The 12,025-nt window shown below is 73.3% G+C and carries 14 protein-coding genes and 1 pseudogene; 3 read left to right on the plus strand and 12 right to left on the minus strand.

Annotation, left to right across the window (positions count from 1 at the left end):
• Window positions 1-154: 154 nt before the first annotated feature.
• Both AC0VX2_RS11610 and AC0VX2_RS11615 read left to right on the plus strand, forming a co-directional pair.
• Window positions 155-1,657, plus strand: coding sequence for a long-chain-fatty-acid--CoA ligase (locus AC0VX2_RS11610; protein WP_070708971.1), 1,503 nt, complete (start codon window positions 155-157; stop codon window positions 1,655-1,657).
• Window positions 1,658-1,664: 7 nt separating this feature from the next.
• Complete coding sequence (locus AC0VX2_RS11615; protein ID WP_051995268.1) at window positions 1,665-2,240, plus strand: DUF6226 family protein; 576 nt, start codon at window positions 1,665-1,667, stop codon at window positions 2,238-2,240.
• A 28-nt stretch (window positions 2,241-2,268) separates the two neighbouring features.
• Here the strand turns inward: AC0VX2_RS11615 and AC0VX2_RS11620 are convergent, their stop codons facing one another.
• The 11 genes and pseudogenes from AC0VX2_RS11620 to AC0VX2_RS11670 all read right to left on the minus strand — a co-directional run.
• Window positions 2,269-3,021 carry a metal-dependent hydrolase gene (locus AC0VX2_RS11620; RefSeq protein WP_036315551.1) on the minus strand — a complete coding sequence of 251 codons (753 nt, stop codon included), beginning with the start codon at window positions 3,019-3,021 and terminating at the stop codon, window positions 2,269-2,271.
• A 177-nt stretch (window positions 3,022-3,198) separates the two neighbouring features.
• Window positions 3,199-3,933 (minus strand): LrgB family protein, encoded by a 735-nt coding sequence (locus AC0VX2_RS11625; protein ID WP_036315548.1) that lies wholly within the window; start codon window positions 3,931-3,933, stop codon window positions 3,199-3,201.
• Window positions 3,930-4,292, minus strand: a complete 363-nt coding sequence (locus AC0VX2_RS11630) for a CidA/LrgA family protein (RefSeq protein ID WP_036315546.1) — start codon at window positions 4,290-4,292, stop codon at window positions 3,930-3,932. Before AC0VX2_RS11630 ends, AC0VX2_RS11625 begins: the two co-directional genes overlap by 4 nt.
• Window positions 4,289-4,996, minus strand: a complete 708-nt coding sequence (locus AC0VX2_RS11635; protein ID WP_069941227.1) for a GntR family transcriptional regulator — start codon at window positions 4,994-4,996, stop codon at window positions 4,289-4,291. The genes AC0VX2_RS11630 and AC0VX2_RS11635 overlap by 4 nt, the downstream gene beginning before the upstream one ends.
• A gap of 268 nt (window positions 4,997-5,264) precedes the next feature.
• Window positions 5,265-6,272, minus strand: a complete 1,008-nt coding sequence (locus AC0VX2_RS11640; protein ID WP_070708970.1) for a GIY-YIG nuclease family protein — start codon at window positions 6,270-6,272, stop codon at window positions 5,265-5,267.
• A gap of 102 nt (window positions 6,273-6,374) precedes the next feature.
• Window positions 6,375-6,524 (minus strand): hypothetical protein, encoded by a 150-nt coding sequence (locus tag AC0VX2_RS11645; protein ID WP_216880094.1) that lies wholly within the window; start codon window positions 6,522-6,524, stop codon window positions 6,375-6,377.
• 39 nt (window positions 6,525-6,563) lie between these two features.
• A complete protein-coding gene (locus AC0VX2_RS11650; RefSeq protein ID WP_145993066.1) occupies window positions 6,564-7,430 on the minus strand; it encodes an 8-oxoguanine DNA glycosylase OGG fold protein in 867 nt (288 codons plus the stop codon).
• 43 nt (window positions 7,431-7,473) lie between these two features.
• Window positions 7,474-8,070, minus strand: a complete 597-nt coding sequence (locus tag AC0VX2_RS11655) for a DinB family protein (RefSeq protein ID WP_020621621.1) — start codon at window positions 8,068-8,070, stop codon at window positions 7,474-7,476.
• Window positions 8,071-8,093: 23 nt separating this feature from the next.
• Window positions 8,094-8,354 (minus strand): alpha/beta fold hydrolase, encoded by a 261-nt coding sequence (locus AC0VX2_RS11660; RefSeq protein WP_020621622.1) that lies wholly within the window; start codon window positions 8,352-8,354, stop codon window positions 8,094-8,096.
• A 329-nt stretch (window positions 8,355-8,683) separates the two neighbouring features.
• Window positions 8,684-9,904 (minus strand): Fic family protein, encoded by a 1,221-nt coding sequence (locus AC0VX2_RS11665; protein ID WP_070708969.1) that lies wholly within the window; start codon window positions 9,902-9,904, stop codon window positions 8,684-8,686.
• Window positions 9,901-10,248: pseudogene (locus AC0VX2_RS11670) on the minus strand (GNAT family N-acetyltransferase); the annotation flags it as partial. The gene AC0VX2_RS11665 and the pseudogene AC0VX2_RS11670, both read right to left, overlap by 4 nt.
• A 110-nt stretch (window positions 10,249-10,358) precedes the next feature.
• Between AC0VX2_RS11670 and AC0VX2_RS11675 the strand changes: the two are divergent.
• On the plus strand, window positions 10,359-11,501 hold the full coding sequence (locus AC0VX2_RS11675; RefSeq protein ID WP_070708968.1) for a GNAT family N-acetyltransferase: 1,143 nt from the start codon (window positions 10,359-10,361) through the stop codon (window positions 11,499-11,501).
• Window positions 11,502-11,566: 65 nt separating this feature from the next.
• Here AC0VX2_RS11675 and AC0VX2_RS11680 read toward each other — a convergent pair whose 3' ends face one another.
• Complete coding sequence (locus AC0VX2_RS11680; protein ID WP_070708974.1) at window positions 11,567-12,016, minus strand: hypothetical protein; 450 nt, start codon at window positions 12,014-12,016, stop codon at window positions 11,567-11,569.
• Window positions 12,017-12,025 lie beyond the last annotated feature (9 nt).

Raw genomic sequence — 12,025 nt, forward strand, 5'->3', positions numbered from 1 at the left:
GACCGCGCGCCAGCGACATCACCGCCGGGCAGAACCGCGGTGATGTCGCTGGCGTGAGGTCGGCCGACACACCCCGCTCGGCTCACAGCGAACGAGCGACCCCGGGCGTTACGCTGTGGTTCCCATCACATCCGACTCCCCCCGGAGGCCCGTCGTGACCCTCACCCTGCCCGCCCGCCTCGAGCGCACCGCCGCCGAGCATCCGCACTCCACCGCCCTGATCCTCGGCGAGAACCGCATGACGTACGCGGAGCTCCAGGACCAGTCCCAGCGCCTGGCCGGGCTCATGCGGCAGGAGGGCATCGGCCCCGGGGACCGCGTGGCGCTCATGGCGCCGAACATCCCGGCGTTCCCGGTGGTGTTCTTCGCGGCCCTGCAGCTGGGCGCCGTCGTCGTCCCCATGAACCCGCTGTTCAAGCGCCGCGAGATCGAGTACTACCTGGAGGACTCGGGCGCGTCGATGCTGTGGTCCGTGCCGTCCGAGGAAGCCGTGGAGGGCGCCCGCGAGCGCGGTGTGCCGCTGCGCACCCTCGGCGAAGACGGCCTCGCCCCGCACCTCGCGGAGAGCCCCGGCCCGGTGACCGAGACCGTCGAGCGGGACCTCGAGGACGACGCCGTCATCCTCTACACCTCCGGCACCACCGGCCGCCCCAAGGGCGCCCAGCTGACCCACCGGAACATGGGCACCAACGCGGACACCGCGGCGGAGACGCTGATCCAGCTCCAGCACGGGGAGACCGTGCTCGGCTGCCTGCCGCTGTTCCACGTCTTCGGCCTCACGTGCGCGCTCATGGCGCCCGTGACGACGGGCGCCAGCCTGGCGTTGATCCCCCGCTTCGATCCCGCCGTGGCCGCGCAGACCGTCCGGGAGTGCGCGGTGGACGTGTTCATCGGCGTGCCCACCATGTACGGGGCCGTGCTGGCCGCGGCCAAGGACCATCCGGAGGACCTGGCCAGCCTGCGCCTGGGCGTCTCCGGCGGATCCGCCATGCCCGTGGAGCTGCTGCGCCGCTTCGAGGCCACCTTCGACTGCGAGATCCTGGAGGGCTACGGCCTGTCCGAGACCTCCCCGGTGGCGTGCTTCAACCACCCGGGCGAGGAGCACCATCCGGGCTCGATCGGACGCGCCGTCCGAGGGTGCGAGATGCAGCTGGTGACGCCGGACGGGGCCGTCGTGCCCGAGGGCGATGAGGAGACCCTGGGCGAGGTGTGGATCCGCGGGGAGAACGTGATGAAGGGCTACTGGGGCAAGCCGGAGGCCACCGCCCAGGCCATCACCGAGGACGGCTCGTTCCGCTCCGGCGACCTCGCCCGGCGCGATGCCGCGGGCAACTACTACATCGTGGACCGCACGAAGGACATGATCCTGCGCGGCGGGCTCAACGTGTACCCGCGCGAGATCGAGGAGGTGCTCTACGAGCACCCGGCCGTCGCGGAGGCCGCCGTGGTGGGGGTGCCCCACCCGGAGCTCGGCCAGGAGGTCGCCGCGCACGTGGTGCTCGCCCCCGGTGCGCACGCCACGGAGGAGGAGCTGATCCAGCACGTGAAGTCCCAGGTGGCGCCCTACAAGTACCCGCGCACCGTGACCGTGCGGGACGGGCTGCCCAAGACCGCCACCGGCAAGATCCTCAAGCGGGAACTGACGCCGACGGAGTGATCTCGGGATGACCGCCCGGGCCCTCGTGTGGGCCGAGGTGCTTGCGGAGGCGGGCGCCGCGGTCGCCCCGGACCCGGTGCGTGGCATCCCGTTCGACGAGGCCGGGCGCGCAGACCTGGCGGTCCCCGTGGACCGGGCGCTGCGGGTGGCGCCGCCGGCCGACGTCGACGGCGCCTCCCCCTGGTGGCTGCTGGAGACGGACGTGCCCCAGGACGACGACGGCGGCGTCCTGCCGGTGATCCGGGTGGCGGTCGGGGCCCCGGGGCAGGTGCACGCGGTGCTCCCGGACTGCGGATGCGACGCCTGCGACCCCGGGTCGGATGAGCTGCTCGAGGCCGTGGACCAGGCGGTCGTGCGCGCGGTCGGGACGGGGGTGAGCCTGCGGGGCCGTCATGGGCTGCGGCGCCGGGACTGGCACGTGCACTGGCGCGAGGACGGCACGGCCGAGGGGCTGGGCCGGGTCCCGGGATGGCCGTTCGAGGCGCTCACGGACGCCTGCCGGGACCTGGCCGCCGGCGGCCGTCCGAGGCTGCCGCGTGGGACCGAGGCGACCGTGCGGGCGGGGTGGCTCCCGGAGGCGTGAGGGGGCGGCGGTGGCCGGGTGCCGCCGCTCAGAACAGTGCCGCCACCCCCCGAGCGGCGAGCGGGATGAGCCGCACGGCCCGCACCACGGTGAACGCAGTGACCACCGAGACGAGCGCCCACTCCCGCCAGGACCCGGTCCGGCCGAGCAGGGGGAGCCGGAACCGTCCGGAGGACTGCCACCACCACAGGCGCGCGGGGGGCTCCGGGCTGAGCGGCCAGAGCAGGGCCACCCCGTTGTTGGTGAGGGCGTCGCCGAGGATGTGCACGCTCACGCCGACGGCCACGGAGGCGGGGATCCACCACAGCCCGTCGCTGAGGACGGTCGCCGACACCGCGACCAGGATGCCGAGCGCCCACGCGGCCCTCCATCCCCGGTTCGGGAGCAGTCGGAGGGCCTTGGCAGCCACGGCCGCCAGGAACGCGGCGATGACCCCCTGCCCCGGCGTGTAGACGTGCCCCGCGATCGGCACCTGGATGGAGGCGGCCGCCGTCGCGATGGCGGTGAACGCCGCGACCCCCACCAGCGAGTGTGTGCCGCGCCGATGCCCGCCGGCCACGTGGCGGATGCCGCGGCTCATCCACTCGGTCAGGGGCGGCAGGGCGTGGACGACGGTGGCGCGGGGGTGGTCCCAGTCGCTGATCATGGCCGCGCCGGCGGTGGTCACGGCGCCGAGCAGCTGGAGTTCGGCGGGCAGGTGCAGCACGGCGATCGGCGACTGCCAGTGCGTGAGCGCCAGCCAGGCCGCGGCGCCGGTGGCCGCGTGGGACGGGCCCATCATGGGTGGGGTCCTCTCGTTCGCAGGACCGGGCCGCGTCACCGCGCCAGCGAGGGCCGGCGGGCGGCCCGCGGGGAAGGAAGAGGACCAGGGTGGCAGGCGGGGCGGACACGGTAAGGACGCCGCCGCGGCTGGAGCGGGTCGAGGCGGCTGCCCGGCCGGGGGCGGCCGCCCGGCCCCTCACCCCGTCATCGCCAGCACCAGCGGGGCCAGCAGGGCGGTGAGCACACCGGAGCAGGCCATGGCGAGGGCGGAGAACGCACCGGTCTTCGGGCCTTCGGCGAGGGCGCGGGCGGTGCCGATGCCGTGGGAGCTCACGCCGATGGCCAGGCCGCGCACGCGGGGGTCGCGCACGCGCAGCCGGTCGAGCACCCAGGGGGCCAGCACGGCGCCGAGCACGCCGGTGAGCACGGGGAGCACGGCGGCGAGGGAGACGATCCCGCCGCCGGCGTCGGCCACCGCCATGGCGATCGGCGTCGTCGCGGACTTGGGGGCGAACGTGGCGGCCAGCGCGGCGTCCCCGCCCATTGCCCGCACGATCAGCACGGCGCTCACCATGGCGGTCAGCGAGCCGACGGTGACCCCGACGGCGACCGGCAGCAGCAGCTTCCGGATGTCAGGGCCGGCCCGGTACAGGGGGACGGCGAGGGCCACGGTGGCGGGGCCCAGCAGGAAGGTGAGGTAGCTGCCGCCGATCATGTAGGTCTCGTAGTCGATGCCGGTCAGGGCCAGGAACGCGGCCACCAGCACGATCGTCACGAGCACGGGCGTGAGCAGGGCGGTCTGCCGGGCGGCGAGCCACAGGCGGCGGGAGAGCACAGCAACGGCGAGGGTCAGCGCGATGCCGAACAGCGGTGTGTGCAGGAGCGCGTCCCAGGCCTCGGCGAGGGAGTCGGTCAGTTCGGCGGCGTTCACTGTGCGTCCTCCTTGTCCGTGAGGCGGCGGGCGAGCGGGGCGGCGACGCCGGCGGTGACCACCAGCCCCAGCAGCCAGGGCACCACGAAGCCGACCAGCATCAGCGCCCGGTGTTCCTCGATGAGGCCCAGCACCGCGACGACGCCGACGCCCGCCGGGACGAACAGCAGCGGCAGGTGCTGGAGCAGGTGATGGCTCGCCGTCATCACCGGCGCGTCCTCGGCCGGCCGGCGCCACGCGAGCAGGCCGAGCAGCAGGAGCATGCCCAGCACGGCCCCGGGGATCGGCAGGTGCAGCGTGTCGGCCACGAGCGTGCCCGCCAGCTGGCAGAGCAGCAGGATCAGCAGGCCCTCGATCATCGGGGTTCACCTGCCTCGGACGGGCCCACGGGCGGCAGGCCGGGGACGACGCCGCTCCCCGCGGCGTCGAGGTGCGCCTGCAGGGCGCGCTGGGCGTCTGCGGCGCGCCCGGCGGCCAGCTGGGCGCAGATCTCGGCGTGCCCATCGAGGAGGCGGCGGGCGGCGTCGACGGATCCGCCGGTGGCGGCGTGGATCAGGCGTGCCAGGCGGGGGGCGAAGGTGCGCACGACCTCGTCGAAGGCGGCGTTGCCGCACGTGGCGATCACGTCCCGGTGGAACCGCACGTCCAGCGCGGAGAACGCCGCGAGGTCGCCGGCGTCCAGGGCGGCGCGCTGCTGCTCCAGGTTGGCGGTGAGCGTGGCGACGAGGGGCCCGACGGCGTCGGGCCGCGCGACGACCGTGGCGAGGGCGGTGGACTCGAGGAGGCCGCGCAGGGCCGTGAGGTCGGCCACGGTCTGCGGCGTGAGGGCCTGCACGGCCGCGCCCTTCTTGGGGAGGAGCCGCACCAGGCCCCAGCGCTCGAGCTGGAGGAGGGCCTCCCGGGCCGGCGTCCGGGAGATGCCGGCCTCCGTGGAGAGCTGGACCTCGGTGAGCATCTCCCCCGCGGCGATCTCACCGCGGACGATGCGCCAGGCGACGTCGTGGGCCAGGCGGCCGGCAGCCGTGGCACGACTGCCCCATAAGGGGTCGGAGAGTGGAGACATGCGGGCCAGAATAATCGGATGCATGCATGGATGTATGCATTGTGTCGGACTCGGAAGGGGTCCGGGTGGGGAGGCGCCCATGATGCCGGCGCCCACCCTCGCCCCATGACCGTCGCCATCACCCGTCTCGACCCCGCCGGCGCGGACCGCGCGGAGCTCATTGCGCTGCTCACCGGCAACGCGTGGCCCTTCCCTGTGCGCCCCACGTCACCCGGCCGGTGGCGAAGGAGGCCATCGAGGACGGCGGCAGGCACCACACACTGTCGGGTCACCAGCTCCCGATGTAGTCCTCCGGGCCGAGGAGACCCTGGGTGTCCGCCCAGGCTCCCCAGCGGTCGAGGAGGAGGGGGATGGCCTGGTCCTCCCACCAGGGCAGATGGACGAGGCCCTGACTCATGCCTCCGCGGTTGAACCGCTCCACGTTGACCTTGTCCTCGTCGTAAGGCTCGGCCCCCTCAAGGGAGCGATTGAGCGCATCGCGCAGGAGCCGGCCGAGTTCATACTCACTGGTGGGCATGGGGGTGTCGTCGAGCCGTTCAGCGAGCTCCTCCCAGAGACCGACGCTTCCCCGCAGCCCGTACTGGCTGGGGCGGCGGCGGAACAAGTAGCCGACGGTCGCGCGCGCCGACGAATGGACTTCCACCACGTCCACACCGCGCTTCGCCTGCTCCGCCAGGCCCGTGCGGGCCTTCCGGATGCGCTGGCGGAGCAGCTGTGCTTCGGGGCTGGTGCCGCCGTAGGTGAGGTTCAACGGCGGGGTGTGCGCGTCGATCACAGGCTTCTCAATGCCCCCGAGCGGTGTCACTTCCGCGAACCCGGCGGGTGTCTGCCACACGCGGACGGCGAGGTGACGGCGCATCCAGGTGGTCAGCTGCTCGCCGCTCTCCGGGGTGAGGGAGAATCGACCCGCGGAAGCGACGGCGACCGGCTCCAGGTCCAGCCGATCCACCAGGAGTGCGGCCAGAGTGCGGCGCAGAGTGGAGTGCGCGGTGCCGCCGCCCGCGAAATGCTTGCGTTCCAGGCGGGCCCGCAGGCTGCCCTCGGCCTTGCCGATGTAAAGCACATCGCTTCGACTGACAGACGTGTCCAATCGCAGCTCGGCTCGCACCGCGTCTGGATCCTGCGCGACAACCGCGTACAGCCCGGTCGAATCCGGCACGACCTCGCCGCCACCCCCGCCGATGACCACACCGCCGTCCTCGACGCGTGCGAACAGCTGGGGACCGTTCTGCAGAGCATGGGAAGCGGCCTCGATGAACCCCACCTTGGTGGTCATGCCAATGTCCTCTCTTCGTCCGGGACATCCACCCCGGCTACGCCTCGAGCCTACGGAGGGCCTTGGACACGGTAGGCGCCCTGGCGATAGATCGCTGACCCCTCACCGCGCCAGGATCCACCGGTCCTCGGGGTCGAAGACGTGGAGGTCGTCGCATGCGAAGCCGCGCAGCCACGGGACGTGGTCCACGACACGCAGGTACAGGCCGCGGTGCACACCGGACTCGTCGCCGATCAGCTGCTCAGCGGACACGTTCATCCCGACGCCAACCGCGCACAGGCGGGCGGGGCTTCACGCCTCGTCGGGCGCCCGGTCCTCCGCGTCGGCGATGACATCCTCCAGCGCCTGCAGGTGGGGTTCGGCGTCGTCCCCGGCGCCCAGGTCGGCCAGCGCGAGGCGGAGGGCCTCGAGCAGCTCGCCGGCCTCCGGGTCCGCGGCGGCGGAACTCCAGCTCTCCCGCCAGGGCTCCTGGGTGGAGTCCTGCTGCTGGAGGAAGATGAGCCGCTCGACGTCGTCGGCCGGGATCTTGAGTTCCTCACCCCACGCCTGCATGGTCTCCACGTACGTGGCGTACTTGCGGGGGCAGGTCCAACCGCCGCCGATCCGGACGTCGACGTCCTTCACATGCTCGGCGAACCAGGCGCGCACCACGGAGTCGAGGACGGGGGCGATGTCGGACTCCCGGTGGGCCTTGGTGAGGAAGTAGAGGTACTTGGTGCCGAAGGCCGCGCCGAGGTGCTTGAGGCAGCCGACCCCGCTCTTGCGCTGCTGCCGGATGTGCTCGAAGGCCGCGGGCCCGCCCTGCTCGAGGGTGATGCGGGTGACGTCGGCGAGCTGCTCCTCAAACCCGGGCTGCGCCATGATGCGCTCCACCCGGGAGGGGCCGTAGCCGACCCGTCCGTATCCCCACACCATCGCGGCGATGAAGGCGTCCCGCTGCACGGCGCGGTCCTCGGCGGTCACCTTCGCGGCGTAACCGGTGACGACGGCGCGGGTCAGCGGCTCGCGCTCGAGGCAGGCGGGCAGGTCGGGCACGTGGGCCGTCCAGTGATCGAAGGACCAACGCGTGGGCTCGTCGGCGGGCCTGCCGGCGGCAGCCCACGCATCGAATGAGCGCTGGAGGGCAGGGGGTACGGCGGCAGCGGGGATACTCGTCATGGCCACAGCGTAGGCCCAGCGGCGGAACGGGAGGCATGTGCCTTCAGTTCCGGCCCGGCCCGCCGCTCCCCTCCGCGATGGCGGTCAGACGGTCCACGTGGGCGGCCCAGCGGTCGGCGCCCCACACGGGCAGGTTGTTCCCCGGGGCGCGCAGGCCGGCCTGCCCGTCGATCTGCTCCCGCAGGATGTCCGCGTGGCCGGCGTGCCGGGCCTCGTCCAGGGCGACGTGCGCGATGATCTGCGCGAGCGTGACCTCCGCCTTGTCGTCGGGCCACCACGCCACCCGCCCGTGGGCGTCGGCGCCGAGGGCCGTGATGGTCGCGTCCGCGTGTGCGAAGCAGCGGCGGGCGAACTCGAGGACGTCCTCGAGGGACTCCCCCTCGGCGGCGAACATGTCCACGTTGTCCTCCTCCGACTGCCCCGCCGCCGCCCAGGGCAGCTGCACCTCCGCGGGGCGGTCGAACGTCTCGCCGAAGTACTCCAGCTCGACGACGGCGGCGTGCTTGACCAGTCCCAGCAGGTTGGTGCCGGTGGGAGTGCGCGGCAGGCGGGCGTCGCGCTCGCTGAGGCCCTCGAGCTTCTGCAGGAGGGCCGCACGCTGGCGGCGCAGCCCGTCGTGGAGGATCTGCTTGTGGTCCATGAGGTGATCCTGCCCCAGAGCAATCAGGCCGCGAACCCCCGCACGAGCTCCGCCACCCGCTCCGGCGCGTCCAGGTGCACGTCGTGCCCCGCGCCGGGCACCTGCACGTGCCGCACATCCGGGCGCCGACGCCGCATCTCGTCCAGCTCTCCGGCGGGCACGTACCCGTTCTCCCCGGTGATCAGCAGGGTTGGCGCGGCGATCTGCCCCCATTCCTCCCACCGGGGCCGCTCGTGGACGGGCCGCAGGGCGGCCTCCAGCACGTCGACGTCGAAGCGTGGCACCCAGCCGACGTCGACGTCCCGGGTGGAGCGCGGGGAGGGCGCGGTTGCGGGCGGCCCCGCCCCTGACTGGCCGTTGCGCACCGCGCGCCTGTGACTGGCCGTTGCGCACCGCGCGCCTGACGCTGCGCCCACACCGGGAGGACGACCTCGGCTGGCCCTGGCGGATCGGTGTCTCTGGTGGTGGGGAACGTGGGCATGCCCGTGGGGACGTGATCCTGTGGCTGACGGACCGCGAGTCATCCCGCGGGCCTCACCTCGTGTGTTCGCCTGACCATGGCCGGGGCACTCCATACGGCACTGAGGCTGGTCAACCCTGTAGACCGCCCCCGTCAACCCCGCCGGCCCGCACGCGCGGCGAACTCGTCCAGACAGGCGAGCACCTCGGTGGCCAGCCACACCCGGTTCCGACGCTGGCTGGAGACCGGCTGCAGCACACCGGCCTCGACAAGCTGGTCCACGGCCCGCTGGGTGGCCGGGCGCGAGACACCCAGCACCTGGGCCAGGTGGTCCACGGTCACGGCGGGTTGCGCGATGATCACCGCGAGCGCCCGCCAGACCGCCGCGTCCCGCCGGGCGGTGAGCCGCTCGCGCCAGCCGGTCAGGGCCTCGTCCAGGTCCGCGACGAGCTCTCGGCCGTTGCCGACGGCGGCCAGGGCGGCCTGTGCGAAGCGGCGCACGATGGGCGCGGGGTCGCCGTCGCGGTAGGCGGTGAGGGCGTCGAAGTATCCGGCCGTGTCCGTGAGGAGTCCCGCGGAGAGGGGCACCCCCATACGGGTGATCGCGCCGGCCCGGTGCAACACGGCGTGCACGAGGACGCGCCCGGTGCGGCCGTTGCCGTCCGCGAACGGGTGGATGGTCTCGAACTGGGCGTGCGCGATGGCGGCCTGCACGAGGGCGGGTACGTCCGTGCGTCGCAGGTAGGCGAAGAGATCGTCCATCCCGGCACGCAGGCGCTCCGGGTGGGGCGGGACGAACTGCGCCGTGTGCGGCGTGGGCGCCCCGCCCCCGATCCACCCCTGCGCATCGCGGTAGGCGCCCGGCCGGGCATGCTCCTGACCGTCCATGAGGGCACGATGGGCGGCCAGCAGGGCGGGCTCGTCGAGGTCGGCGGCCAGCCGGGAAGCAGCGCCCATGGCCCTCACGTTCGCCGCCACGAGCGTTGCGTTCGGGCGGGTGCGTTCGCCGAGAGTCGCCAGGGCGAGGGCTCGCGCGCCCGCGGTGATGTGCTCGATCTGCGAGGAGGACGCGGGCTCAGTGCGCAGGAGCACCGCGTCGATCGGGGCGATCTCGCCGGTGAGCCCCGGGAGGGCGTGGCTGATCTCGGCGTCGAAGCGCACGACGGCGGCCGTCGCCTCCTCGACCTCGGTCGCCAGATCGGAGGGCAGGTCGAGCCCGAGTCGGGCGATGCGGGCCGGGAGCGCGGCTCGATACGGGCCCGAGGCGCGCACGCGAGCGCTGCGGGAGCGCAGCCCGGCGTCATCCGGGCCCGCGGCCCAGGGGCGCTCTTCCCAGCCGACGGCCCACGGGGTCGGGCGCGGATCGTTGCTCATGCCGCCACCTTACGCAACGTTATGTCTAGAGAGTTGCGTACTTCTGGGCGTCGTGAGGTGGAAAGCCGTCTGCCCCGGGCCCGATGCTCCGAGGCGAGCATCGCGTAAGTGACGCCGTCCACCCAGCCGCGGGTGCGGTGCAGTGACTCCTCCTTGAAGGTGCCCTCGTGGCGCAGGCCGACCTTCTCCATCACGCGCAGGATGGGCGCGTTGTCCGCGAAGGCGTGAGCCTCCACGGGTCGGACGCCGAGGCCTGCGAAGGCGAGGTCCAACAGGGCACAGGCCAGCTCGGTGGCGCGGCCCCGGCCGGCGTGGGCCTGGGCTATGGTCCAGCCGATCTCGGCCTGCGCGTCCCGGGCTTCCTCGCGCGGTGCGCCGCGAGGTCGAGGAGGGGCGTGGCCATGGGGTCACGGCAACGGGCGGCGGTGACGTCCCCTCCCCTACTCTCGGCCCCATGGACGTCACCTTCACTCCGCTCGACCCGGCAGGCGCCGACCGGGACGCGCTCGTCGCCCTGCTCACCGAGAACGCGTGGCCGTTCCACACGCGCCCGCGCGTCACCCGGCCGGAGGCGGAGAAGGCCGTCGATGGCGGCGCCTGGGAGGATGAGGACCACCGCACCTTCTGGATCGAGCATCCCGAGCACGGCCGCGTCGGCGTGGTGCGCCTGGAGGACCTCACGGACCCCACCCCCTTGTTCGACCTGCGCGTGGCGGAGCGGTTCCGCGGGCGCGGGCTCGGCGCGCAGATCCTCACCGCGCTCACCCGGCGCGTCTTCGAGACGATGCCCGCGGTGGACCGCTTCGAGGGCCAGACCCGCGAGGACAACGTCCCCATGCTGCGCACCTTCCGCCGGGCCGGCTGGGTCAAGGAGGCGCACTACCGGCGCGGCTGGCCCGTGGACGGCGGCGAGCCGTTCGCGTCCGTGGCCTACGCAATGTTGCGCCAGGACTGGGCGTCCGGCACGACGACGCCGGTCCCCGCCGACGTCGACGCCCCGCCTCCGGCGGGGCGCAAGGAGGGCGCGGCTGCGGGCGGCCGCGCCCCTGACTGGCCGTTGCCCACCGCGCGGCTGACGCTGCGGCCGCACCGGGAGGACGACTTCGGCTGGTTGCAGGAGATGTACACGCAGCCCGAGGTGGTGCGCCACCTGCTGGACGAGCCCTGGGACGAGGCGACCGCGCGGGCGAAGCTGGCCAAGCGGATCACGTGGGACGACCTCGGCGGCCCGTCCGGGGCGGTGTCCCTGGTGGTGGAGCACGCGGGCGTCCCCGTGGGTGACGTGATCCTGTGGCTGACGGACCGCGAGCGCGGTGTCGCGGAGATCGGCTGGGCACTGGATCCGCGACATGCCGGTCAAGGCTTCGCCCGGGAGGCCGCGGCTGCGCTGCTGGACCTGGGGTTCGAGACGTCTGGCCTGCACCGGGTAGTGGCACAGATGGATGCCCGCAACACGGCGTCCGCCCGACTGGCCGAGATGCTCGGGATGCGTCGAGAGGCACACCACCGGCAGGACCTGTGGAGCAAGGGCGAGTGGACGGACACCCTCGTCTACGCGATGCTCGCGAGCGACCGGGGGGTGAGGGGCCATCTATGACGACGAACGGACTTCTACGCTCACCCCATGCAGCTCGAGACCGTGAGGGGGTGGACTCGCGAGGCTCACCAGGTGTGCGGACCGAGGTCCTCGAGGATCTCCAGGTCGAGAGGCCACTCGTCAGGGCGGGGAGTCTCGGGGAGCACCGGCTCGTAGGCGCCGACGTAGACGACCTCCCCCAAGCCGAGGCCGGTGGCCTCCTCTGGCTCAAGGATCGTCAGGTCAGCGTGGCCGGGGACGCGGTCGATCTCGGCGAGCCGCCCCGAGGGCCACACCTCGTGTGCCGCCCTCACCACGGCCCGCACACGACGCAACGGGATCGACCCGGCGGGGCTGCCGTCGTCGTGATGGGTGACGACCCAGCCTGCAGAGGCCAGGGGCCCAGCCTGACTCACTCCCCGGGAGGGCAGCAGGATCAGCTCGTGGACTTCCCCCACGGCGATCGAGTCACCGCAGCATTCCTGCTCCCAGTCCGAGAGCGAGGCGCGGCCGACGGCGCCGACGGTGATGTCCATGGTCGGAGT

It is taken from the genome of Micrococcus sp. iso_239 (genome assembly GCF_056173395.1).